The following is a 25,775-nucleotide window of genomic DNA, read 5'->3' as shown; positions in this document are numbered from 1 at the left end:
TGCGGTGGTATACGCCCCTCATTATTCCAATAAAAAGCTGTAACTTCCGCTTAGAATCTCAACCACATACCTGTCTTCACAGGATTCTACAGAGGTAATTCCCTGGCATAAAGAAGCGTTGTTGCTGTAATCGCAGATGATGCTACCCCCCTCATACAGCTTTGCCCCTTCAACCGCAAATTTTTTTGGAATGATTACGCTGGCCGAAGTGTTAAACGGAATCTCCACATTCAACATTAGGCTCCCGTTCTCTTTTTTCCAGTGTGTTGAAACATGCCCTGCCATAATATCCATTTCTGTTTTTGCATATTCAAGCTGTGATGGAATTGTCGGCGCAATCAGCAACTGTTGATATGCTGCTGTGTCGTCAATGAAGCGAATCCCTCCCAAATACTTGTAGAACCATACGTTGCAGGCAGAAAGCATGGGATGATTCTGGGAATTCATGATGTTATTGTTACGATCTGCCTCCCAGCGCTCCCATATGCTTGTCGCCCCCTTCTCCAGCATATACCCGAAGCTGGGCGACGTTTTCTGTGTCATAATGGTATATACCAAGTCCTCATAGCCGTTCTCCGACAATGTTTCAACGATGGATTTCGTCCCCATGTTGCCTGTGGTCAAATGGTAATCGTGTTCAGCCACGTTTTCGGCTATATTACGTATTACAGCTTCCCGGTATTTTTCAGGCGTCAGCCCAAGGGAAACAGATAATGTATTGGAGCTCTGGCTTCCCATATCGTATTGCGAGGCAGCTTCATTAAAGAAACGGGCATTGTACTTTTCCTTTATGGCGGCTGCCAGATTCTCAAAATACAAAGCATCTTCATCGTGACCAAGAATTCCGGCCATCTGCTTGAGTTGAGTCACCGAATAATGCAGGTATGCCGTAGATACGAGGGTAGCTGTTACATGCTTCGAAACCGCACCTGCTCCATAAGGCTCCGGATAGCATTCCTCCGCCGGGCATGCCCATTCGCCGAATCCTGTTCTTGATATAAGAAGGTCGTCGGCTTCCTTTAGTAAAACTTCGATATAACGTTTCATGCTCTCATAGTTTTGTTCTATAACTCTCTTATTACCGTATGCGCGATATAAAAGCAGCGGCAGGCTAATCGGGGTATTTACCTGCGGGTCGCATGGGCGCCTGCCCCAGCGGTGCGGAGCCGTGTCTGCAAAGTATCCGTTTTCATCCTGCGTATCAAATACATCTCTTGTCCATTTTTCGAAAAAGCTTGATACATCAAAATGGTAAACACTGCCTTCCGCTCTTGACGTGGTGTCAGTGGTCCAGCCATGTCTTTCATCACGCTGACAGCAGTCGGTAGGTATACTGTGCATATTGCAGGCGTCAGTATGCCACATGATGTGAACCAGTCTGTTCAGAAATTCATCACTGCATTCAAATTCAGCATTCTGTTTTAGATCGCTTCGGATAAATTCCATCTGCATTGATTTAATGGACACAATGCCGGCGGTCTCTACTGTGAAATACCTGAATCCGTGGTAGGTGAAACGGGGCGCGTATTCTTCAATACCTTTATCCCCGCGCAGAATATAACTGTCCTGGCAACGGGCTAAACGAAGATATGACATTTCCAGATCACCATCAGGCTTCAGCACCTCTGCAAATGTCAATTTCACCTTCGCTCCGCGCTCACCTTTTACCCTGATACGTACCCATCCGCTTTGGTTCTCGCCTACATCAAATAATTCTCTGCCGTCAGGCAATGTTTTTATATGCTTTGGTATAGTCACCCCTGTACACCGTATCGGAGTAGATATCTCTCCCACCAGCTCTCCTCCCGGCGGTTCGATAATTGTTGCCAGGCTCCAGCCTTCCGGGCGCTGATGCTCAATTAAAAATGTATCTTGATATTCTGGCGTATCCCAGCCGTCTTTTTCCAGTCTGGCGTCATAATCTTCCCCGTCATAGATACTGTTGTATACAATAGGGCCTTTTGCAACGCACCAGCCTATCCCCCAGTCAGTATAAACCTCCTGCCTGGTACCGTCCGCAAACTCGATATTGAGCTGCAGCAAAGCTCTTGGTGTGCCCGCCCATCCTGTTCCCAGAATGATGCCGACGCTATTCAGCCCGATCCCTAATCCATCCGTAACGTCATAGGCAGAATACAGCAACGTCTTACTGTAATCCGTCGCACCCGGATCCAGCAATTTATCTCCGACCCTGTCTCCATTCAGGCGCAGCTCATAATATCCTATTCCGCATATATATGCTCTCGCTCTTACCGGTTCTTTTTCAACCTTAAAAGAATAGCGCATTAGAATGCCATTTCCGATAAGCCCACCCAGGAAGCCCATCCAGCGCCCCTTCCAATCGGAGGAATGCAGGAGCCCCATTTCAAAATATGCAGGTTCGCTAAATTGGGACATACTACCCTGTTCATCCCATATCCTTACCTTCCAATAAACTCTCTGCGCGCTGTGCAGCTTTTTCCCTTCATACGGAATACAGAAGAATTTTTCACTCTCCATCTTGTCGCTGTCCCACAAATCGTAGTCGCCTGACTTCAGTTTTTCCTCATCTGATGATGCAACTACCTGATATGCAACCTGGTGCGCACCTCTGCGGAAATCACTGCCCATCCAGCTAAGTACCGGACGGGCGGACTGAACTCCCAACGGATTTTCAACATATTCACATCTGAGCCCGACTGGCCGCATAATATGATACCTCCATCAAATTGTTATTCAAATCTCACTGACCCATAGCATGGCACATCATATACTCTGATCCTGACAAAACCGTGTTCCGCCGGCTGAAGCAGTTCATATTTCAGCGGATCTCCTGAGAGCGTATAAGTAGAAATACGTTTTACATTCTCCTGCTTAATATCAATAGTAACAGTTTGCGGGATAGTTCTATGCTGCTTTGCATCGTAAGCATAATTAAGAATATGAACCACAGTCCCGTTTTCAGTGATTGCCTTTTGCAAATAGATATTATTATTATCAAACCCGATTGTTCTGTGTTGATCATACTCAACACAGAATGACTCTATAAAGTCCTCAAAACATCCGGGATCGTCATCCCTGTTTGCTATTACGGAATATTTTTGATCATCAAGGTGTTTTAACGCATCCGGTATATTACATGCATAGCTTCCATAAACAAATACCGGTTTGTGCTGTGCGTACTCCCTGATAATGCCGGCCTGGTTTTCCGTAAGGTAACTGCAATCCGGAACTACAATCATGTCAAAGGACGACAAATCCTCACCGCTGAACGTATCCGGCACCATCTCATTATCCCCGAGCACAAGCACATCATACGGGACCTGCCGTTCGGTCATCTTTTGCGTTATGTCCAAAAATGGCATCTTTGCTGCACGCTCATCATAAGCAACAGAGTAGGAAAGTAAATCATCCTTATCGATATATACCAGATTTTCTCCCTGCCCGCATTGCCAGTCACGCATCATATAGGAAGAATAACTGTACAGCACCAATACATTTGCGCCGGATTTTTTGCTGAACAAATCATCATGACGATATATGAAATCCTGCACCTGCTGCCCGGTTTCATAAGGAGCATGGAAACTATCCCTTGTTTTATTGCCCATCCATGCACCATAGGGAAATGCCATACTGCATCCGTGCACAACAGCTTCCATAATAAACAGACGGTAATAATCATCAGCCTGCCCACGATGGATCAGCTCAACAAATTTCGGCATGAATCCGTCATAGGGGCTTTCAGCCAGAATCAACGGTTTATCCCCTGTATAACCGACAGCCAGCCGCATCCAGTTGTGACGCTTGAAGACCGTACGACGCAGCTCGGTAATGCAGCAATCTACATCCTTCAGCGATGGAAAATACATCAGGTGCATGTTTGAAAAGTTCCCGCTTACCTTGATGTCTGTTCCCTTCTGTCGCTGTCCATATTGTTTTACAAAGGAAATAATCTCCTGTAAATGCACATTGTGTGTCTCCACCAGGAACTTCCAGTAAATCTCCGACAGCGGTATATTCATTAAATCCTCAGGCCACGCTATGTTTCGCTCCCGCAAATACAGGCCGTAATCGAAGCTGTCTAAATTCAGGCCTTCCATTTCGGGCGGCAATTTGCCCTTTCCATTTAGTTTTTTAAGATAATCACGGAATTGCTTCGTACAGTCCTTGCAGAAGCATCCCCCATAGCCAATGGAGCAGATCGGCGTTTCGGATTCATCCAGTTGTATAGCCATTGCGCCGGCATCAACCTGAATTTCAATAATCTTCTTTAGGTACTCTCTCCAAACCGGGTTATTCCGGCACATACCGTAGCATGTCTGGCTTAATCCATCGACCTCAACCCAGTGACTGTGGGTAGCCTTTCCATACATATCCCGTGTGGCGCATTCCTCCCACAGATCTGTTACCTTTTCTCCCTCGCTGTTAATCAGTCCGTCAGGGAAATAATCTTCGAAGGCTTTATTGAATAATGTATTGTACCGGTTATTTGTAAACTCTCTCAGACCGTACCATTGTGTGTTTTTATCCGAACGGATCAGATTCATTTCCAGGATCTGTGACTGATCTTCGTTTAAAATAACCGGAAACTCCCATCCCTGAGCCTGATATACTACAGCATACGGTAATATTCCTCTCTTCAGACATTCCTCATTAAATTCCTTATCATTCAAAAAGCCATGGAAGCGTAATTGCGGAGGAACTTCTCCATAAATCTGCCGTTCCAGAAACGGCAGCGAGATCGCACCGCTGCCCATCATGCTCCAGGATAACATTGTAGCATGATTTTTTGCTAATTCCTCCACCATCCCGATATGCTTCATGGTATGGACAGGATGACAGTTTGGCCTTCCCGTCAGCCATCCATAACAATATACTGCTCTTTCCATAATAACCTCCTGCATTATCGTTTTTTTCAATCGGATCTGCGGTATTTTACCCCTATGCTATCCTTTCACTGCCCCCATTGTAATACCCCTGATGAAGGATTTCGAAGTGGCCGTAAAAAGAATCAGCAATGGGACTGTTCCCAGTACAAGGGCGGTGATCTTTGCCGCCAGATCATTTCTGTAGGCTGAGTTAAGATTAATGATTCCAATTGGAACCGTATAAGTCTCAGTTTTATTCAATACAATAAGGGGCACCAAGAATGAGTTCCAATTTGTTACAAAGTTCATGAGCGCCAAAGAAAATATGGCCGGTTTGATACATGGCAAAGCAATTTTGACTAAGATTCCCGGCTCCCTTGCACCGTCAATACGTCCGCTTTCGATAAGCTCGTCAGGGAGGGCGCCCGCAATATAATTTCTCATCCAGTAGACACCGAAGCCGGTAGCTGCAGGTGGAATGATAAGGGGCAGCAGTGTATTCATCCATCCGATTTTTTTCATTTCTACAACGAACGCAACCAGCCCGAGCTGAGTTGGAACCATCATCGTCACCAAAATAAATTTAAATAGAAAATTCGCGCCTTTAAATTTGTATTTTGACAGGGCATATCCGCATAACGTGCTGACAGCAAGTGAAAGGATAGTGGCACCGACAGATACAATCAGGCTGTTTTTATAAAATATCTCAAAATGCGCATTAAATACCGTCTTCAGGTTTTCCATAAAATACCCGCCCGGCAGCAGAGGTAATCCTTTGTATATATTTTCGCTGTAGTGAGTGCTCATCATGATCATGGTGTAGAAGGGAAAAAGAACAACTAAAGCAAGTACAAACATAAAAAGTGTCAGAACGATCGACTTCATTTTTTTCGTTTTCACCTAAATTTCCCCCTTCCTTTTATTTCTATTTATAATCAGCAGAGCGACACCCGAGAATACCGAAATAAAAATAAACAATCCATAGGCAATCGCCGCACCTTTTCCATACTGCATCTGTGTTCCGAAGGTTGTATCATAAAGATTCCATATTGCGGTCAGTGCAGCCCTTTTAGATCCTCCAACCGTCCCTGCTCCGCCGCTTGCAGATGTCCATGGCGATAATAGCACCTTCGGCTCATCAAACAATTGGAAGCCCCAGATTATATTCATAATAATCAGAAATTCAATAATCGGCCGCAGCATTGGTATCGTAATTCTGGTGAACTTTGTAAAGCCGGATGCACCATCCACATCCGCAGCTTCGTATAGCTCGGTCGGAATCCCTAAAATCCCTGCATTAAAGAATATCATATGATATCCAAGATACTTCCAGCAAATCATCAAAATGATGACTACCCGCATAAGGGCAGGCACTCCAAGGAAATTGATACCACTGTCTATCGCACCTACTCCCACTAATATTTTATTAATCATACCGGAATTCCAGTCAAACAGTAAGCTGAATAATACTCCTATTGCTACCGGAATCGTTATATAGGGTGAAAAGGTCGCAAGCCGTAAAAAACTGCTGCCTTTTAGAAGACTGCTGTTTAAAATGGCCGCTAATAAAATCCCGCCTATTATTACGATTGGAATGTCAAAGGCCATGAAAATCAAAGTGTTGCCAATAGATTTCAAAAAATAGGGATCCTTGGTAAATATATTTACATAATTAGCAAATCCAACAAATTTGGACTCTCCGAAGCCACTCCACTCTGTCAGGCTAATTACAAAGGAGTATATAATGGGATAAAAGTTAAACGCCAGATAAATCACAAAAAATGGTAGTACGAAAATATACGGCCAGACATGTTTCCCCTGTATTTTTTTCATCCTGACTGTCAATGCCGGCTTTTTACCCGCACTTTTTATATCACCAGACATATTGTACACCTCTCCCTTTTCAGTGAAAAAGAGGGCCCCGGTGAAGGGCCCCCTCCACTTCCAAACTTATTCTTTATTATTTCAAGTCTGGTATCTTATTTCTTAATTCTGTCTCAATCATCTTAAGAGCACCGTCCACGCCAATTGTCCTGTCGTTGTTAATTGCTTCAGTTACCAAGTTGAATGTATCGGTGATTACTACATCATGTACAGAAACAGGGCGCACATTGATATTCTTCATTGCTTCAACAAACAAGATCTGCCCCAAGTTTTGATCGCCAAAGCTTTTTTCAGTTAACTGTGCAAATTCCGGATCGTCATATGCTTGCCTATTGCTAATGTTGAACCTGACAGTTTCACGCTGGGATTTCGTTCCTTCTTCAGTTAAGAACCAGCTTACAAGGTTAAACGCTTCCTGCTTATGCAATGCTTTTCTCGGAATCATAAAGCCTGATCCACCCCAGCTGAAGCAGCCTTCCGGGGGAATCATCAAGCCCCAGGCATCAACGCCATCCGGATCATTTGGCGTAATGACATAGTTGGGACTCCATGAAGCACACGGATAGAAAATATGCTTGCGTTCAGCATAGGATGCATTATACGCCGGTGAAGATTCGATAATATTATCAACAATCCCGCTATCTCTGAAATCAACCATTCTTGTAACAGTCTTTCTGACTGAGCTGTCCATGTCGAGCACATTGTCTTTTATGATCGGAGCCGGATTCTGGCCGTCTATAATCTGCTTTACGTTTGTAAGGCTGGCAAACATGAATATTTTCCCGTCTGATTTATCACGAACCTCTAATCCGACCTTTTTAAATGTATCCCAGTCAGGAAGCATTTTCTGTAGCTCCTCGGGATCGTCTGTTCCAAGGTACTGCTTTGCCATATCTTTTTTGTATGCCAAAGCTGCAGTACTAACATCATATGGCAGGCAAACCAGTTCTCCCTTTTCATTTTTACACAGAGGCATAAAATAATCAAAAGTAAGAGATTCATCAAAATTAAATGGTTCCTTGCTCAGATCTTCCCAGATATCAAGTGACATCATAGTACCGCGCTGATTGATTTCACTTGGTACTATGTCAGGCATATCAAGGCCTGCATTAATAGTTGTCTGCAGCTTCTGGAAGGCTTCCATCTGCTGAACCGTGACATAATCCAGAGAAATATTTGCATTGGTGAGCTTAATATAGGCATCAACAATTTTCTCAATTTCGCCTGCGTTCCATCCCCACATTGTGATTGGTACCGGGCCGCCGGCCTGTTTATTGCCGGTTTCTGCCTTTGTGGCAGGAGTGGATGTACCGTTATTGTCCTGCTCGTTTGCACTTCCGCACCCAGCGGCAACAGTCAGGAGCATCAACAGCGAAAGTACCAGCGAAAGTGCTCTGGCTAATCTTTTCTTTCTGGTTTGCATTTTTCATTTCTCCTTTACAGTTTTATTTGCGGGTATTCGGCCGTTTCAATGGGGAATACCATACTTTATCTATAATTTTAGTAAATCTGACGAAAGAAACAATACTTCAAACTATAGGTTTTGTACATTATTTATATATTTATTGAGTTTCCTGCGGGCTTTTGATATAATACTAATACGGTCGTTTGCTTACAATAATATATAGAAATTTATAGAAATATATAGACATTTGTATGGAAAACAAGGTGCGTAAGACATGAGAAATCTAAAAGTCACTTTCGTAGATGACGAATCTATTGTAATATCAGATCTTTTAACACTAATTGACTGGGAAAATAGCGGATTTATTGTTGAAGGATGGGCTTATAGTCCTGACAATGCTTTGAGACTGGTGAAGCAGTGTTCTCCGGACATAGTATTTATGGATGTATCGCTCCCTGGGATGGATGGTATTGAACTGTGCAAAAAGATCAAGGAAATTGTTCCATTTGTTACTTTTATAATTCTTAGCGGATATATGAATTTTTCATATGCTCAGAGGGCTATTGACGTAGGCATTTTTACGTATCTTGTCAAACATGAGATGACTTCGGAAAAGCTTCTGGATGTAATGAAAAAAGTGAGAGCAAAAATAGAAAAACAGGAAAATGAAAATACTTTGATACGTACGCACGCACTGAAAAACTATCTTCAGCGGCATTTAACGATAGCCCAGCTCTCAATCCTGGAGCAGGCGCATTTATCACCCTATCGCAAGCAGTTTACGCTAATTATGCTCACTGCCCTTGTTCCATTTCTGCTCAGGGGCAGCAAGGAACACAGCCTTTTCTCGTCCTATACGGGCAGCCCCGTCGAGCTGAGTATTCCCGAAAACCATACAACAAATATTTTTGAACAGAATGGTGATTTAGTTGTCATGACGAACTGTATCCAAAATGTTACGAGCGGCAAAGACTATTTGTTTTGTGTCCGGCAGCTTATAAATACGATTCAGAACGACTTGCTTCAGAAGTTTGGCATGAATTTTTTTGCTGTTTACCTCCCTCGCACATCAAAACTCGAGACACTTCATCATGATTTTGAATTATTGCACAAGTGCCTGCCGTTGTATATATTTAATAAAATTCCTGCAATGCAGATATCGGGGCAAATAAAGCATAGCATCGCCGCTGAGTTGGATATTTCATTTATCAACCGCGATGGTTTTTTAAATTCTTATCAGGAAATGGTGGATAAGACCTCAGATGTACTGGATCGGGCTTGTAAAATGGAAGATTTCGGACTGTTTTCAAAATGTGTTAACCAGATCCTGTTACTATTGTCGGGATTCGGCATGGATATTATAAAGAACAAAACAGAGATTTCACAGCTTTTAGATGTTGAAAGTGTATCCGAATATTTATTGCTGCAATTAAGCGAGCTTTACCGCAGCAATACGCTAAAAAGCGGCTTATCGGCATCTACTTGTTTTGTCATTAATTATATCAAAAAAAATTATAACAGCTGGCTTTCCTTGAGCGAAGCATCAGCCTTGCTTAACAGCAATAGCATGTACATAGGCAGAAAATTCAAATCAGAAACAGGAAAGGCTTTTCACGAATATTTGGCAGAATATCGGATATTGCAGGCAAAGGAACTGCTCTGCAGTACAAATATGAAAATACGTGATATAGCTCAACAGATAGGAATCTCAAATAGTCAGTATTTAAGCAAAACTTTTAAAAAAATTACCGGGGAAACCCCGTACGAATACCGAAATCAGCATTCCTACAAATAATAATTTTTATCTTGCGCTGATAAATACTGGAAAAGGATACCGATTATGAAGCATGGAATAAAGTATTCTATCATGTCTCGACTGATTGCAGTTGTATTTATTGTTTTGATTTCATTTGCAGGTATTTTTTATTATATATTTATTCCAAATATGCAAACAAATATTGCAAAATTCGGAAATCATGAGGCACAGAAAAATCTAACTCAAATTGAAAACTCTATAGACGAAATTTACAGGCTGAGTGAATATTTATCGCTGAACAGTGATATGCGCGCATTCATTGAACGGCGCGATTATGAATCAGCTTCGGAGAAAGTGAAGAACGTGACTCATTTGTTGCAGAATATTAAAAATAACATATTGTTAAAAGATTACATTCACAGTTACTGCATTATTGCCAATGACGGGTCGGCTTATTGGAGTGAGTGCCCCTATGATGATTTTTTTATTGATTGGTTTGAGAAATATGCGCTAAAGGGTAATTCTTCAAAAGAGTATCTTGGATTTACAGGGAACTACGCTTTCCCCTCCAGAACAAGTAATTTTGTTCACCTCAACCTTATCAGCTGCATCTTCAACATAAATAATGTCAATAACAGGGTTCCAACAGCTATCGGACAGGTCATTATAAATTTGGATCTGGATACTCTCATGGAAGGCATTGTTACTGAAAACAGTATCTTTAGCCAGATCGCCGTATTCGACGAGCGTGACAATATGATTTACTTTTCCGGGGGTGAAAGGACTAAGTTCCTGCAGGAAGTAAAACAGCTTAAAACAAATTTTGAAAAATCAGAAAACGGCTATTATTTTACCGATGTTGTAAATAATTGCAACTGGAAAATCGTATCTTTTTTAAGTAATCAACATGTAAATAAGATTATGGATATTCCTTTTGTGATTCCGGCAATTATAATTATTATTGTAGCATTATTGCTTATTTTCATTTTTATCTTCCCCCGATTGATAAATGTATCAAAGCAAATAATAAAGCTGGATCAGGCAATCGGAACCGTGGCAAACGGCGATTTGGATATTTCTGTATCACTTATAGGCGAACGTGAGCTGGTCAATATTTCGGACGGATTTAATCATATGGTCGTAAAAACAAAGCAATATATGAAGGATGCTTTGGATAATCTGGAAGCCAAACAAAAAGTATCGTTTGAGTTGTTGCTTACCAAGATCAATCCGCATTTTATCTATAACACACTTAATTCAGTCATCTATCTTGCCAGAAAAAACCGAAATCAGGATGTTATAAAGCTCACAAGCGCATTCATTTGTTTGCTGCAGGATAGTATTCATCTGGAAGAAAACAGCCTTTTCGAACATATAGAAACAGAGCTTGAAGTAATAAATCAATATATTATTATACAAAAATATCGTTATATGGATCAATTTTTATTTAATTGCACCTTTGACCGGGAACTGGAGAGAGCCCTTATCCCCAAAAATATATTACAACCTCTGATAGAAAATTCTATTTTGCATGGTATATGCCCCAAAGGATCTTCCGGCCTTATAGAGTTAGCAGTAACCAGGGAAAATAATTATATAAAAATCGTTATTACAGATAACGGCATCGGGATGGAACAGGAAAAAGCTGATCAATTGCTCAGCAGAAACAATTTAGACGGATCTTGTGCAGCACATTCAAAAATACGCCCGATCGGGATTGGTAATGTGGCGGAGAAGCTCCATTTTGCTTATGGAACCGATTACCGGTTCACTATAACCAGCAACCCTAATCTGGGTACTGCTGTTACAATTATTATGCCGATTCGCTAAATCCAAATCCGTAAGATCATTTTGGATGGGTATGAACATACTTTAGTGTAAATGGTAAGCGCTGGAACACATACCGTACCCTAAAATAACAGCTTCACAGGTTTTGATGTGAAGCTGTTATTTACCAGAAGCATTCTCTTGCAATTTTCTTTATGTAGTTGTATTGCTTTCGTATCAGTTTTTTGAATTTGGTGTCTGATAATTCATTATACAGTGCTGCGTATCATATCATATGGATTATCAGCTCAGATCTTACCTGTTTCTTTCCAATCACCTTAAGTTCATTGCCGCAAATTCCGCGTGCAGCTTCATTCGGATTGATAACGCACTCTACAGTTTCTCTTATCAATCCTTCAGTCAGCCTTTTCTCTGTCACCTTTTTTACTGACAGGGACTTTACGTTTTTTAATATTTATTACCGGAGAAGCAGGCTCAACAGTATTTTCTATAATTTCTTCATCAAAGAGAAGATACTGCCCATTTATCTGAGGCGTTTTTTCACTTGATGCACCAAAACGCTGCTTTGCTGCATGCAAGAGTGCCTGTGTAAGCAGGTGGGTAATTTTTTCTGCTCGTGTGGCGTGTATCAATTTATGGACGGTTTCATGTACCAGAATAAGATTTTCGTATTTATCCCCGCCACCATTTTGCTTTGGTGTGATGTGGTGACAATGGATTTCACTGGTATGCTGAAACGGAATGCCCAGTATTGCACATTTACCCCATTATGCGCAGAAGAGCGAGATACGATTATCCGCATATTCTGCGCTTGCTCCTCTTAGTGGTTGGTATCATAAGGGGAACGTTTATTCGGAGGTTATCGTGCAATCCTACTCGTCCCTCTGCTGTGTACGCACACCAAGATTTTTGTTTGCAACGGGGTTTTATTCGCCGTACTTGCCCGATTCTCAACTGACCGATTGGAACGGAAACCAAAGCTGTTTTCGCTGAATTTCGCCTCACATATTGGCTCCATAACTTGCTTGACATATTGCTGTATCAACCTATCCCATATACATGGAATACCAAGTGGCCGGAGCGCTGTTGGGTCATGTGGCTTTGGGATGTCCTTTCTTCTTACTGGTTTTGGACGGTATTCATATTTGCTACCAGTGACGATAAATTTTACTTTTTCCACCACTTCGTCCACTGGCATTTTACCAATGTCCTTAATGGTGAGTTTGTCAGTTCCAGCGGTGTTGCTACCGGTATTTGACTTGATGTTGCGGTATGCCAGAAGTACATTGTTTTTTGATAGAGTAATGCTTAACAGGTCTGTAAATTGTTCACCTGCTTTACTTCTGGCATACAGGTCGTCAAACACTCCTTGCATGTCATAGTATTCTGCATGGCGTAAATCCTCTGTACTAACGATTTTCTTTCTCTCTATTGGCATAAGGAATCACTCCCTTCACGGAGTAATCTCTTTTGGTCTTACTCGAAATCCTCATATTTACTGATGATTCGATTTGAATGATAATGACTTGAGGTCATCCCTCTACCCCCATTACAGGGGCTTCAACGGTTCGACCTCTACTTTTCAGTACCGATTCAGCGGTTTATTGTTCTTCGTCTGCTTATTTTCCATAAGGAAAACTCGATACCTTTCCTCATTCCAATAATCCTATCTTTACATAAGTACCCATAGGTCTCCACTATAAGCCTGTCAGTTGGGATGCGCCTGTAACGCACTATGGTATTTCATACATGCAATTCTTACTTTACCACGCTGACTGCGAATTAACGCCAGAACACATTTCTATGTCCCAAAGGTATAGACCCGTACATTCGCGGATTCGTCAGATAACATTTATCATTCTGACCATAGGTACTTTATAGACCTCCGACCTTTAGGTGACACCATCCACCTCTGGACAGCTTTCGGATTGTTAAACCTTAACAATCTACGGTCACTCTCAGACGACTTCACCGAGCTTCTGACATCTATAAGCTTTCGCCATAAATGCCAGTCGGAGTATTAAGGGGAGCATTTCAAGGCGTTACCCTGTCATTCCACTCCTTGGATTATCAGTTCTCCTGTTCCGTTGTTTCATTGCTGTTTTCCTTATACGTTTGTGCAGCACACAGAAGAGCAAGCATTATATAATCTTCCTTTGCTTTTGCCTCTTCTTTATATTCTTCGATTTCCTCATTAGTCATTTCTGGATTTTTGCACATCTCTTCCACAAACTCAAAATGCGTTATTATCCAATAGATGGCGTTTTGTGCCTTGTTAGGCAGTTCTTTAATAGCCTCTTCGATTTTGACCAAGTATTCGTTCTTGCTGTTTTCCATCATTCATGGCCTCCCAATATGCAAACTGGATATATTTATCCAATTATAGCACGGTAATTAGGATAAAATCAAGATGGATATATTTATCCAGCAAAAGAAATTTCGCTTAGGGAGGTAGCTATGTCTAACGGATTAAAACAAGACATTTCAATCGGTCACAATCTTAAAGCTTTGCGCAAAAAGGCTAATTTATCTCAACGTGAGGCATCTGCCCAGTTAGAGATTTTGGGTATTCCAATGACTGAGGATATTCTTGCTAAAATAGAGCAAGGTCGCTATAGTGTGCGCATTAGCGTTCTATTAGCTTTGAAACAAATTTATGGTATCAACTCATTTGATGTGTTCTTTGATGGATTGCATTTGTAAGTTGATACCATTTGAACAGTGCTTAACCTTTTCAGTTAGGAACGAGTCACACTGCACGCTTTGCCATTTCCTCCTGAACCATATCGAATACTTCAGCAGAGATAATGGCCGGATGACTGTTCTTTACATAATACTTGTTGCGCTGTCCATCATTTCTTCTTTTCTTACCGGTCATAAAATCTTCGGTGAAAGTCTTTTGAAGCATTGTGTCACCCTTGTATTTCTCATTGGTCAACATTCTCTGAATCGTTTTTGTATCCCAGATGTCCTTACCCGTTACAGTCTTAATTCCTTGGGCTTCCAGATAGGTTTTAATTTGTCCCAACGTCTGGCCTTGTATGTATAAGTAAAATATTTTTCTAACTACCTCTGTCTGTTCCGGCACAATGACCATTTCACCGTCAACACAGGTATAGCCCATGAAATTCTTATACTTCGTATAAATCTCGCCCTTTTCGAACTTGCGCTGAATTCCCCACTGGATATTCTCGCTGGTATTCCGGCTTTCGTCCTGCGCCAGCATACCCCTCAGCGTAATCTCAAATTCTTTATCCGCCTCTATTGAATCCAGTTTCTCATTTTCAAAATGCATATTGATCCCTCGCTCTCTTAAAAATATTGTGATTTTCAAAATCTCCAGAGTGTCTCTTGATATCCTGCTGATTGACTTTGTGAGGATGTAATCTATTTTACCTTTTCACAACTTTTCTGAGTAGTTTGTCTAGACTTTTTCTGCCACTTCTTCGAAGCCCGCTTTCAATATCATAAAAAACACCGGCAAAAAGCCAGTTGGGATGGCCTTTTATCATTTTCTTGTACGCATTTATCTGAATCTCAAGGCTGCGCAGTTGCTCCGGCCCGAAGGTGCTGACCCGGCAATAAGTGGCAACCCTAAGCTTTTTATTTTCTTTCGGTTTAGCGGGTATAATCCTTACATTTTTCATTGTCCTTCGCATCTATATAATAAAATGAGACCTCATTAATATTCTACCAAAAAGAAAAGACGTGAGGGAATTCACTCACGTCAAAGCATATTTCTTGTATCACCCCCGTTAAGCCTTGCAACGTCAGTGTTTCAATCGTTGCAACAGGACTGCGGCTTCCACATGCCTTGAGGATATCAATAAGATGCCGTATCCCTCTGGTATCCCCTTGGTGGAGGGGTGGACTCTGTTAATCACTGATTACCGCACAAAACGCCAACGTAAACCATAAGCTGTTATCCAAGTATCTTCATCCCACTCTTCAATCCCATCGTCGCAAAAGAATATGGATGAATCCTTTATAATGAGTGAAGCTTCTAATATATCGGCCGCGTAGTTATCTCCAGCCGGTCGCAAATTGAAAGCGGTTACACCTTCGAATACCATTTCGATTGTGTCGCACCATTGGCTGTCAAAGAACATGGTCACTTGTCGGATGTTAGCCACAGGGTACATTGAGCGGTCAGAATTAACATAAGCACCGCTCGTATAATTTGCTGTTTTAAGTATCGAATCGTGAAAATAATAGGCATTTTCTAATAGGTTGTTAACGTCTTCCGGTGTCTCAACATATGTCCATCCGCTTATCACGGAGGCAACAGCCTTGTTTTCAAAAATGCTCCCTTTGAAAGGTATAGCATCACCATTCAGCAATCCAGCCAAGATAGACTTATTTTCATACAGCCATGAATAACCCATATATTCGAAAAAACGAACTTCTTTGCGTAGTAGTTTTTCAAAGCCTTTTATTTGATTATCTACAAATCCAGACTCTTGCCTAATCCATTCCTTTGGACTATCCGATATAATTGTATTTATATTAACTTTGTACGGCATTTTTTCTTTACTCTTATCCAAATAATCAAAAAACTTAATATATCCACCGTTTTCTGACGGAACGTGTACCAATTGTTTTTCATACCAACCGGTATTTATTTTTGCGTATACCTCTGATTTAAAAAAATGATCGGTTTCATTGTCAAAAACTCTAACCTTCACTTATAACCCTCCTTCCGTATTTCATATATACTTCAGCAAATGCCATGTCATCTTTTTATCTACCAAGGGTCGCAGGACTTGCCGATAACACAAATATGCCTCAAGCCCTTCATCTTCAAGGCCTTATGCCCGCTCAATTAAGCAAACCGATTCTGTATGCCTTGAACTGTCAAAAAAGATGCTACCAGAACCTGGTATCTCCTTAGAGGAAAGGCATTTTAAAAAAAACCGTCTGTAAGTGAATTTCAGTTTTTGCTTTTTGATTTAATCCTATCATGTCGTGAATCTTCTATTTATCATTTGTTTGGATTCGTTGTATACTTCGTTTCCTACAAATTTTAACCAGTCTCCATAATATGAGTTCAAGAGTTCAATTAATTTATTATAATCTATTATTTCAATTCGCTGATCATATTCATATAATGTTTTAGAAACATAACCAGTACAAAAAATTATTCCCTTATGTACTTTATCATTTAATACAGTATAGGCAAATGCTCGAACTGTTTCTTTTTTCAATTCTGCTTTACTATACTTTTTACATTCAATATAAATATATTCATTGCCATATGCATTTTCCTTGGAAGCAATAATATCTTTTCCTCCATCACGAGTTGCCTGAGTCCACTCTGTGTTATATCCTATTTTATTGTATAATAAACAAATGAGCCGTTCAAATTCGTATGGCTTTAATGCTTCAAATATTTCTTTAGGGTATGTAATATCTACAAATCTCTTTCTAATAATCTCTATTGCTTGATAATATCCATCAATCATATCATCCGGCATAGATTGAATAGAAGTAATAAAATAGTCTTGAATCAATTCTATCACTTTTATAGGATATACCGGTAGAAAACTAAGTCCCCAAGTTATTCCCTCCCATGCAGCGTTTCCAATCCTCATTCTATGATATCTCTCGTCCGAGCTAATGCTGTAATTTATCCCACAATTTTTGTTTTCTTTACAATATTTATCTAGTTCGGGACAGTAATCAAACATAGAAGTATCTATTCCAAAGGTTCCCCCGCCCAATAATATTCGTAACATTTCTTTGACTTCATCAACATCTTTGACTCTAATATTTGCTAGATAATCATTATAAAATCTAAGTGGTATTTTAGCTGTTGGATAATACACTCCTATCTTATTACTTGCCATCATGAACCACTCTTTAAAATCGCCCTTTTCCTCGAAATTAATCATAATTTCCTCTCAAAACCATATAAAATTACTAATGTTACCTCTCATCTTATTATTCATGAAATTGCTTAATAGAGTCTTTTCGATGCAATTCGACAACAGTTTCCACGTGCCTTGAACGGTCAAAAAGATGCCGCTTGAACCTGGTAGGACCTTGATGTAGCTTTTATCACTAAACGTTCTATTGGCTGTCCTTCTGTTTACTGTTGAATAATTCCATATATTTAAAATTACACTTATACACAGCACCAATAATTAATTCAATATCTACATCAGTAATTTTGGCACGTTTTAAAGTTTGTGCATATGCTAGTACATCAAGAAACCGAATACATTCAACATCTTCATCAGACTGTACAGCACTTGATTCTCCATGGGCGATTTTACCACGCAAATTTGTCAGTAATGAAGCCGCAATGCTTACTAGTTTAGTAATATCCGATTTAGGATTTTTTCTTTTTAATCTCCACAGCAAATTATCGATTGAATTATTTAATGCATTATTTAACACAGCATATGCGTTTTCAATTTTTTTCTTTTGACCAAGTTGTGTCCAAAGCTGAGATATTCTATTTTTTGCTTGATTTGCAAAATTACTTTCTTAATTAGTAACTTTTTTAAGTTCATCAATTTTTAAAAGCAATGCTGTTTTAAAAGATTTGATTTGACTATCATAAGATATTTCGTAAAGTGCAGCATTTAATTTGCACTCTCTTTCAAATGCACCAAATATAGTTAGAAACCTTATAGCAGTATATTCATATGACCATTCTGCCACTTCAGGCAAATGCGCTATTGGATAGTTTTCGTCATCGGCAAACAATTGCAACAGATTACTTATATGTTTTTCAAAGTAAATAGATTCGATATCATCTCCTCCGTTAAATTTTCCTTTGATATATAATTTATCATAAAGTAATCCTAGGTGAGATTTTTTATCATCGATTTTCCCAAATAATTCAATTGGCAATAAATTATGCTGCTGTTGATGTCTAACAAAATGTAAAAATCTAACTACTATTGAATATATCTGATAGACAAAACAAATATCATCTGTTTCAGGAAACGTTATGAATAATTTTGCATGCAATTTCAAATCGCTCGCAATTCCATTTTTTAAAATTTCCCCATAATTTAATGAAATCTCAACCGATTTTTCTCTATAAATAAATTTAAAAATATTAGCAGTGTCTTTGCCATACACTAATTCTTTTGGTGATAATTTACTATTACAGTGCAGATTAAAAAAATATCTTGATGGACTAAAAAACTCATCTACATCATCACCAGTCAACTCAAAACTATCAATCCTTCTATTATCTGCTAACTTCGAGATAAAAATCGGATTGCATCGAATAGAATTATCAAATCTAGGCTGAATATCTTTAATATACATAGCAGACTTTTTATATATCGGATCAGAGAATTCTAACAAAAAATTGGTAAGATCAGTACACTGATATAATTCAGAAATTCTATCTTTATCTGTCGGAATGATAACCATATTCATCCCGTCTAAGTTGTAAATGCTTTCAACCGCATTAAAGGTTAAATAACCGTACTGCATACTAACTAACCTCCCCAAATTCTAATCAACTACAGCCTCTTAGCGTCAAAATATTCTCTCTTATTTCATACAATTAGAAATCGCTTCTCGTCCACGATTACTCTCACTATCACTAACGAATTTAAGCATAATGTTATATAATCTTCAGATACATTTCTCAAAGCTAATTTAAAAGCCATTTTAATTGCACCATCTGATTTGTCTTTGCTTCTTCCAATCAACGTTTCTGCCATGAGTATTTTATCAAACTCTTTGATTTCACCTTTTACTAACATTCATGCTTGCTCTTTGAGTTGCTTTAATATGGCCTCGCAATCGTATTCAAATCCATTTCGTATAGCATCCTTTATGCGAACCTCATCGCCCCAATAATCATTTAAATTAGCTTTCTTCAATCCAAAGCAAACGCAAAAATCGCGAACCATCTTTTCGTTTTTATTTTCATCACTACTAATTACAGCCCAAAGTATTGCATATAAATAGGCCACAGGTAAGATCAAGCTACTATCAGCATTCACTTTAAAATACTCGACATAGTCAAATGAAATATTGGCTGGGGCTTCCCCTTCATGCAACAAACGGCAGCGGATGTACTTATACATTATGTCTTCGATGGAAACATATCCTTTATCAGCAAATGATAAGTAGAATTCACCGTCAGAATTTGGAATACCGTTATATAGAGTCCACCAAATGAATGTCCTCTTTGCCTTCAAAAACGATTTAATTCTTTGAGCATTTTTCAATTGTGGGAACATTTTCTTAGCGGTAGCATCTACAGCTATACTTAATTGGATAAGAGCGTTATCAACATCGTGTTCCTCGAGTTTTATGAGAGCTTCTTGAACTCTATCGCTAACAGCCACTATGTCGTTCCTCCTTTTAACTCGATACCTTCTGTTTATCTTTCTAAAATTAATCCATAAATTATTTTGTCCTGCAACAGGACTACAACCTCTGAATGCCTTTAGTGTGTATAAACCTCTAGTATCCCCTTGACGGAAAAATACATCGCTCACTTTTATCGTAGTTCTGATCTGACTTTTCTATCCTTATTAAAACAATTAATCAACATTTTCATATTCTTAATTTCTTTGTGTCGCTGCCGAATCAACATCTTATAATCACTTTTTCATATGAATTAAATATTTTAATTAACTTAGTAAACGTTTAGTGAACTCTGAATTCATCTAAGATTGTTGCCGCTTCTTCGTAGCTTATTTCCACAAGCATCTCTAAGATTTCTTCAAATGCCTTTGTTAAATCGTCATCTTGTTTTATTTTGTCGCTGAAATCTAGGAAAGCTTTTGTTATCAGTATTAGAATAATTGTTTTTTCCTTCCTTACTATTTCTGCAAACATATCAGAGCTTGATTTATTTGTTCGCGGAGCATTCTTGAATGCGTCTCTCACTGACAAAAGTATCTCCGGTAATAATTTATCTAAGTGAAGTTTATAACTTGTATTCAGCATCTCTTTTAAATGAAATCCGCCATATTTGCTGAACATATCATTTAAAAATTGCTTATCTTGATAAGAATACCCTGATGGGAATTTACTCCAATCTCCGCTGCCACCATACCTAGTATTAGATAATATTAACGATTTATAAAATTCGACCTTAACCTTTTCTTCTTTTATTGCTATAATCTTATCTTCTAATGAGTGAATAATGTTTTCACAATAAGCTCGTTTATCTTTGTCGCTATGTGAATCAAAATAGTGTGCAAGTAAAGACCCAAATACATCCTGATAAAACTCTATAGTTTCTCTAGTAAATTTTGAAAAATCAATTCCTGTAAAAAGAATGTCTAAAACGATTGCTGTCTGAATCTCATTTGCGACAAGTTCTCTTTGAAATAAATCCATAACTTCATAAAGTGAATAAACATCAAGTATATCATGTGAATGATGTGTGTTTTGGTTTTCTTTCCATACATTAATCATGGCCACAACAAATTTTTTTACAATCACAGCAAAAGAAGTATCCCTTAAAGACAAACCACAATTAATCGCATAACATAAAGTTGTTATATCATAATTATCCATGTCAAAGTTTGATAATTCAAGCTCGGCTTTATTGAATAAATACTCTCTGATTATTTCATCTCTCTGGCTTTTATATATTTTCTTTTTATCCGTTTTTATATAAAAATCAATATTTCGGAGTTTCGGTTGGATATTTGGTGAAAATTTTATTTTTTCTTTTTGCCTATTCTTTTTCATATATTCAGCATTGAATTTCTGATGGTTCATTTCATCTTCAGCAAGTTTAATAATTGTATTGAAGATAGTTCTTGCAAGTTGTTCATTAGTTGCTAAATATCGTTTTGTATAACGTGCTATTTCCGCAACTACTCCATGTTGTCCCTTATACATTATTAAATCTATTATTAATTGCTTAATCTGATTTTTTGTTTCGTCGCAAACATTGCTTTCTATTTGAGTAAAAAGTACCCAACTATAACTATATTCAAAAATGAAACTCCCATTTGTAAAATAAGTTCTTATTCCGCTTATCCATATTTGGCAAAATCTTGACCTCATGTTTTCATCAAGTGTTTTATCGTGTAGTGCCCAAATAATTAAGTCAATAAGAATCTTATCGTAAACTCCTGGTACAATACAATTTTCTCTTGATTCCAACAACAACTGTATAGCTTCAAGACAATCACTTAATTTAAATCCACCATTACTGATTTTTTTATTGCAATTATTAATTAGTGAAGATATGCGACTTTCAGGCTGTCTTTGTTTTTCATTTTCAATTGTTATTTTCTCCGCTTCGCCTGTGACAGTAGGAACCAATGCTACGGTGGTATCGTCAACATTTACAACCTGCGCAGTCCGCAAATCCATCTTTTGAATTTGTAAATATTCGGTTGCATTCTCTTTGTCATTTGGTACGACTGAATAGAGATAGTCTAAAATCTTGTGGCACCTTATTTTTATTTCTTCGCCATAATAAATTTGAGAATCTATAACATAATCCAGCAAGTTGTATTGCTTAACATTCTTTTTATTGTACCTATCTGGAAGTAAAGAAGAAGGCATCCCTACCGTCATCAATATCTGCTTTTCAAACATTTCTTTAACCGGATTCTTTATCAATAATGCTTGCCTTGTTAAGTCATGAAGAATAATATCAATATTTGTTGTTAAGTCTAATGCATAGCTAGGCAGTTTTTGCCGAAACTCCATTCCTATATCTGCAATAATTGATAACAGCGCTATGTTATTTGATTTATCGTAGATAAGCTTGCTGACATTATAAGCAAATTTAGTAGTTTCTTTATTCACAACAGCATCATTTTCTATTACACTACGCAACTCTTCTTTTAAGCAAAATAATAAATCACTTATAACCATGGGCATTCTGTGCTCTTCCAAAGTTGCTAACCACATTTCCGATATACCTATATAAGACTTTTTCAAATTATCTTCAACAAAATTAATTTCATAAGTAAATAAACCGCCTTCATGTTTTTCCGCCAAGGCCGATACTGCTTTATTAACAAAACTAATTGCCCAATTCAAGCCTTCCCAAAAATTCTTTCTAAATAAAATACAAAAGAAATTATCTTCAATTGCAGTGCTTCGAGTTGAACCGTGCTCGTATTCTTCTGCCTTTTTACTTAGCCCATACTGGTAAGACCTATCGTCCCTTTCTCTTTCATAAAAACCATAGTTGTTATGGCTTTTCCTAGGTGTATATGTCCAAAACATTTCTGCCAGATCACATAATTCCGTCGGTAAATGTTCTGCTAGTTTCGTGTGCTTAAATTTGAGAGTATCCTCTATAATATCTTCTGCTAATCGTTTCTTATCTCGATTTTCACCCTTATAGTACGATTTTAACCTACCCCAAAATTCTTTGATCCAGTCTTTGGAATATTCCGCCATTTGATAAATAGGTACAAGTAAGCGATTTACTATATCATCTAATTTATAGTAACTAGCTTCTTCGCTTTCGACTAAAAATTTTTCAATGATATATTCCAAAATAATACAAGCTTCTTCTGCCGTCTGCTTTTCTTTCAATTGTACTTTAGAATAATCTGTGCAAATTTTTTCTAAATCTAATCGTAAAATTTCATCTTTTTCGTATAGTCTGTTTTCTATGATTAAATTAATTAAGCTCCCTCTACCCTCTCCGCTTGGTCGTATTTGAATATAAGGGAGCAACTTCTTAAAAAAGCCATTGATTTCGAAAGCGTATAAATTTGTTGTTCTGAGAAAATCATTAAGCATCCCATTTTTAATTATCGTTTGCCCATACTCCTTGAAAAATTGACTGCAATGTCTTGATTTCACTAATCCAATTTCGGTTTGCTTTCTCCAATCTATTGGCATATTAGATGAAAAAACCAATTCATATAAGAACTTTTCGCGATTATCCTGCGCGAACAATTTGTTTGAAATCCAAATTTGATAACGTCTATAAATACATCTGCCGAAAGTTTCTATTTCGTCAAAAAATTCATTATACTTCCCCTTGCATTTATTAAATTCATTATCCAAGTGCTGCTCAAAGCAAATATCTTCAAAGATATCATACTTTAATCTAACCGTTTTTCCATTACTGACCACTACGCCTTGTGAAATAAGATTTTTAATTATTCCTGTGTCATAGTCCGAGCTATTTGCGCCAAGCGAAAAATCTTTGGCCCTAGTAAAAGCTATTGACTCGACAACTTTTTTAATCTCGCTGCCGCCCAAACAAATTATATTTTGCCAAATATACTCTCTTAATTGATTTTCATCAGAAATGTCATCAATGTCAGTAATTTTTGAAACTATCAAGTTTATATAAAATGGTGATTTCAGAAGTTCAGTATAAGAATTCATATCACACATTTTATTAATGATGGGGTATTTTTTTGCAATCGCTAATTGCTCTGTTATTGTTAATTCGGACGCTTCATATGAATAAATTGAATAATTACTTTCGATTTTCATAAAAGCGTTTTTATCGCTTGTACGGCATGAAGTGATTATTTTTGCTGATGGATATTTCTTCGTACATTCAAAGAGAGCACATAATAGATCTAATTTTGTTCGGCTATCAGCAATAAATTCAAGAGAATCAATAAAAAAAACAACTGGCTTACCATTTAAATATTCAAGCGTTTTCCTAACATTAAACCCCCAAATATTGTTTATGTCTGTTTCTTCAAGAAACCGTTCTGCCCTTGCATAAATAAGATTTGCTTCTTCTTCAACAATCTTCTTGCAAAGAACAGACTTGCCGCTACCAGCTCCCCCTTGTATAGAAATATTAATATGGTTATCTGCTTTTATCTTAGAAATAAGTTCGCTTCGATCTATTTCGTATTCATTATTTATTTTACAATCTATATTACCTAGTCCTACGGTTTTGCTATTCTCAATAGCTTCTCGAAATTTATATGAATTATCTTTAACACTCTCTGTTTCTCTCTTAAACAGCTCGTATACGGCAATTTGAAAGTCCAGATTGACTGTTGCTTTTTGAAGAATATCCTTTGTCGTAATTAAGTCGTTTGCTTTAGTAAAGGAAATACTGCCTATCTGGTCATTTCCTGTATAGTCCTTTACCTTATCAACACTATCATTGCTAAGCATAAAAAACTTTACATTTGTCAACGTGTTAATTTCAACTAGCTTTGAATCCCTAATATTTTCAAGTGTTGTTTTTATCTTTGCAGGGATGTCTTTCACAGTACTTACTTGTATGTAAGTTTGCTTATCCGCAGAAATCAAATCAACGCAAGGGTAAGTATATGTGTCAATATTTAAATTACTAAGCCTCTGACCAAAGTATAAGCTTCCCACTTCAATTGCAAATAATTCAAACAATTTAGCAGCATCAAAAAGTCCGTTGATGTTAAGCAACTTGATTTTCTCTTCATAAGCAGAAATGTAATCTGCGATATATTGAATTCGATCGTCCGATTTTTTCAAACATATTCCCCCTTTAACTTTCTTGTATGAAAAGACTCATCAAACTGTAAAACATCGGCGGCTAATGATGTAAAACGTCGCCGGCATATTCACTCATTAAGCTAAATCTCAAAATTACTTATCATTTCTTGTCAATTATTAGTATATCATAGGTCTGCCGTTCTGGAACAACATTTTCCCCCGTGACCCATCCCTAAGAAAAATCAGAATAAAGGCGTCAAAAACTTGGATTTTATCAACTTCATTCCTGATATAGCCTTCATCATAAGCTCCGTCCCGGCAAACGACTGCGCCCAGGGTATCCTGTAGCCATCCTTCATCTAAAGTAGGGGAGTGAGGACAGGCGTCTTTACCCTTCTCAATCCGGCTCGCACAGCGCCAGACCACCTTACCGCGTTCAGTCCTTCTCCGGTAATAAGCACCGCAATCGTCGCATATAAGCAAATTCCCCAGAAGATATTTGCCATTATATTTGCTTCCGCTGATTTCTACCGTGCCATCCTCGTTGCTGATAACCCTTGAACGCTTTGCCATTTCCTCCTGAACCATATTGAATACTTCAGCAGAGATAATGGCCGGATGACTGTTCTTTACATAATACTTGTTGTGCTGTCCATCATTTCTTCTTTTCTTACCGGTCATAAAATCTTCGGTGAAAGTCTTTTGAAGCATTGTGTCACCCTTGTATTTCTCATTG

Annotated in this window: 21 protein-coding genes; 3 read left to right on the top strand and 18 right to left on the bottom strand. The window is 38.3% G+C overall.

Annotated elements, in window-relative coordinates:
* Nucleotides 1–21: 21 nt before the first annotated feature.
* The 5 genes from T344_RS0123330 to T344_RS0123310 all read right to left on the bottom strand — a co-directional run bounded on the left by T344_RS0123330 (nt 22) and on the right by T344_RS0123310 (nt 8,154).
* A complete protein-coding gene (locus T344_RS0123330) occupies nt 22–2,688 on the bottom strand; it encodes an alpha-L-rhamnosidase (RefSeq protein ID WP_027630704.1) in 2,667 nt (888 codons plus the stop codon).
* Nucleotides 2,689–2,711: 23 nt separating this feature from the next.
* The gene (locus tag T344_RS0123325; protein WP_027630703.1) at nt 2,712–4,868 is read right to left on the bottom strand and encodes a hypothetical protein; all 2,157 of its coding nucleotides are present in this window, start codon (nt 4,866–4,868) and stop codon (nt 2,712–2,714) included.
* A gap of 57 nt (nt 4,869–4,925) precedes the next feature.
* The gene (locus tag T344_RS0123320) at nt 4,926–5,747 is read right to left on the bottom strand and encodes a carbohydrate ABC transporter permease (RefSeq protein WP_027630702.1); all 822 of its coding nucleotides are present in this window, start codon (nt 5,745–5,747) and stop codon (nt 4,926–4,928) included.
* On the bottom strand, nt 5,748–6,731 hold the full coding sequence (locus tag T344_RS0123315) for a carbohydrate ABC transporter permease (protein ID WP_004624880.1): 984 nt from the start codon (nt 6,729–6,731) through the stop codon (nt 5,748–5,750).
* 76 nt (nt 6,732–6,807) lie between these two features.
* A complete protein-coding gene (locus tag T344_RS0123310; RefSeq protein WP_027630701.1) occupies nt 6,808–8,154 on the bottom strand; it encodes an ABC transporter substrate-binding protein in 1,347 nt (448 codons plus the stop codon).
* 256 nt (nt 8,155–8,410) lie between these two features.
* Between T344_RS0123310 and T344_RS0123305 the strand changes: the two genes are divergently transcribed.
* Both T344_RS0123305 and T344_RS0123300 read left to right on the top strand, forming a co-directional pair.
* Entirely contained in the window at nt 8,411–9,931 is a 1,521-nt protein-coding gene (locus tag T344_RS0123305) for a response regulator transcription factor (RefSeq protein WP_027630700.1), read from the top strand.
* 45 nt (nt 9,932–9,976) lie between these two features.
* Complete coding sequence (locus T344_RS0123300) at nt 9,977–11,722, top strand: sensor histidine kinase (protein ID WP_027630699.1); 1,746 nt, start codon at nt 9,977–9,979, stop codon at nt 11,720–11,722.
* Between the two features lie 353 nt (nt 11,723–12,075).
* Here T344_RS0123300 and T344_RS0123295 read toward each other — a convergent pair whose 3' ends face one another.
* The 3 genes from T344_RS0123295 to T344_RS0123285 form a co-directional block, all read right to left on the bottom strand.
* A complete protein-coding gene (locus T344_RS0123295) occupies nt 12,076–12,258 on the bottom strand; it encodes an IS66 family transposase (RefSeq protein WP_027630698.1) in 183 nt (60 codons plus the stop codon).
* Nucleotides 12,259–12,539: 281 nt separating this feature from the next.
* Nucleotides 12,540–13,118, bottom strand: coding sequence for an RNA-dependent RNA polymerase family protein (locus T344_RS0123290; protein WP_027630697.1), 579 nt, complete (start codon nt 13,116–13,118; stop codon nt 12,540–12,542).
* A 632-nt stretch (nt 13,119–13,750) separates the two neighbouring features.
* Complete coding sequence (locus T344_RS0123285) at nt 13,751–14,020, bottom strand: hypothetical protein (protein WP_027630696.1); 270 nt, start codon at nt 14,018–14,020, stop codon at nt 13,751–13,753.
* A 117-nt stretch (nt 14,021–14,137) separates the two neighbouring features.
* Here T344_RS0123285 and T344_RS0123280 point away from each other — a divergent pair, with 117 nt between their 5' ends.
* A complete protein-coding gene (locus T344_RS0123280) occupies nt 14,138–14,383 on the top strand; it encodes a helix-turn-helix domain-containing protein (RefSeq protein WP_004625094.1) in 246 nt (81 codons plus the stop codon).
* 46 nt (nt 14,384–14,429) lie between these two features.
* Here the strand turns inward: T344_RS0123280 and T344_RS31790 are convergent, their stop codons facing one another.
* The 10 genes from T344_RS31790 to T344_RS29135 form a co-directional block, all read right to left on the bottom strand.
* Nucleotides 14,430–15,017, bottom strand: coding sequence for a recombinase family protein (locus tag T344_RS31790; protein WP_479692237.1), 588 nt, complete (start codon nt 15,015–15,017; stop codon nt 14,430–14,432).
* A gap of 55 nt (nt 15,018–15,072) precedes the next feature.
* Entirely contained in the window at nt 15,073–15,327 is a 255-nt protein-coding gene (locus T344_RS31785) for a recombinase family protein (RefSeq protein WP_278246185.1), read from the bottom strand.
* 240 nt (nt 15,328–15,567) lie between these two features.
* A complete protein-coding gene (locus tag T344_RS0123270) occupies nt 15,568–16,365 on the bottom strand; it encodes a hypothetical protein (protein WP_027630695.1) in 798 nt (265 codons plus the stop codon).
* A 273-nt stretch (nt 16,366–16,638) separates the two neighbouring features.
* Entirely contained in the window at nt 16,639–17,571 is a 933-nt protein-coding gene (locus T344_RS0123265) for a restriction endonuclease (RefSeq protein WP_034862932.1), read from the bottom strand.
* Nucleotides 17,572–17,749: 178 nt separating this feature from the next.
* Entirely contained in the window at nt 17,750–18,079 is a 330-nt protein-coding gene (locus T344_RS0123260; RefSeq protein WP_027630693.1) for a hypothetical protein, read from the bottom strand.
* 90 nt (nt 18,080–18,169) lie between these two features.
* Nucleotides 18,170–19,135, bottom strand: a complete 966-nt coding sequence (locus tag T344_RS0123255; protein WP_027630692.1) for a hypothetical protein — start codon at nt 19,133–19,135, stop codon at nt 18,170–18,172.
* A gap of 65 nt (nt 19,136–19,200) precedes the next feature.
* The gene (locus T344_RS0123250) at nt 19,201–19,410 is read right to left on the bottom strand and encodes a hypothetical protein (protein WP_027630691.1); all 210 of its coding nucleotides are present in this window, start codon (nt 19,408–19,410) and stop codon (nt 19,201–19,203) included.
* Nucleotides 19,411–20,001 carry a hypothetical protein gene (locus tag T344_RS0123245; RefSeq protein ID WP_027630690.1) on the bottom strand — a complete coding sequence of 197 codons (591 nt, stop codon included), beginning with the start codon at nt 19,999–20,001 and terminating at the stop codon, nt 19,411–19,413. It abuts the gene before it with no gap.
* A 304-nt stretch (nt 20,002–20,305) separates the two neighbouring features.
* The gene (locus T344_RS0123240; protein WP_027630689.1) at nt 20,306–25,078 is read right to left on the bottom strand and encodes an SMEK domain-containing protein; all 4,773 of its coding nucleotides are present in this window, start codon (nt 25,076–25,078) and stop codon (nt 20,306–20,308) included.
* A 138-nt stretch (nt 25,079–25,216) separates the two neighbouring features.
* Nucleotides 25,217–25,775: recombinase zinc beta ribbon domain-containing protein (locus T344_RS29135; RefSeq protein WP_207641872.1), on the bottom strand; the 559-nt coding region annotated here is incomplete at its 5' end.

This window comes from Ruminiclostridium cellobioparum DSM 1351 = ATCC 15832 (assembly GCF_000621505.1).
GTDB lineage: Bacteria > Bacillota > Clostridia > Acetivibrionales > DSM-1351 > Ruminiclostridium > Ruminiclostridium cellobioparum.
Note: the sequence above shows the minus strand (reverse complement) of the source record. Positions and strands in the feature narration are given on the sequence as shown.

Bases quoted from the DNA above. Each gene is read 5' to 3' on its own strand.
- T344_RS31785 (WP_278246185.1), bottom strand. From the start codon at position 15,327: ATGAAAAATGTAAGGATTATACCCGCTAAACCGAAAGAAAATAAAAAG.
- T344_RS0123255 (WP_027630692.1), bottom strand. From the start codon at position 19,135: ATGCAGTACGGTTATTTAACCTTTAATGCGGTTGAAAGCATTTACAAC.
- T344_RS0123330 (WP_027630704.1), bottom strand. From the start codon at position 2,688: ATGCGGCCAGTCGGGCTCAGATGTGAATATGTTGAAAATCCGTTGGGA.
- T344_RS0123290 (WP_027630697.1), bottom strand. From the start codon at position 13,118: ATGCCAATAGAGAGAAAGAAAATCGTTAGTACAGAGGATTTACGCCAT.
- T344_RS0123265 (WP_034862932.1), bottom strand. From the start codon at position 17,571: ATGATTAATTTCGAGGAAAAGGGCGATTTTAAAGAGTGGTTCATGATG.
- T344_RS0123310 (WP_027630701.1), bottom strand. From the start codon at position 8,154: ATGCAAACCAGAAAGAAAAGATTAGCCAGAGCACTTTCGCTGGTACTT.
- T344_RS0123250 (WP_027630691.1), bottom strand. From the start codon at position 19,410: ATGTTAGTAAAAGGTGAAATCAAAGAGTTTGATAAAATACTCATGGCA.
- T344_RS0123300 (WP_027630699.1), top strand. From the start codon at position 9,977: ATGAAGCATGGAATAAAGTATTCTATCATGTCTCGACTGATTGCAGTT.
- T344_RS0123285 (WP_027630696.1), bottom strand. From the start codon at position 14,020: ATGATGGAAAACAGCAAGAACGAATACTTGGTCAAAATCGAAGAGGCT.
- T344_RS0123315 (WP_004624880.1), bottom strand. From the start codon at position 6,731: ATGTCTGGTGATATAAAAAGTGCGGGTAAAAAGCCGGCATTGACAGTC.
- T344_RS0123325 (WP_027630703.1), bottom strand. From the start codon at position 4,868: ATGGAAAGAGCAGTATATTGTTATGGATGGCTGACGGGAAGGCCAAAC.
- T344_RS0123305 (WP_027630700.1), top strand. From the start codon at position 8,411: ATGAGAAATCTAAAAGTCACTTTCGTAGATGACGAATCTATTGTAATA.
- T344_RS0123280 (WP_004625094.1), top strand. From the start codon at position 14,138: ATGTCTAACGGATTAAAACAAGACATTTCAATCGGTCACAATCTTAAA.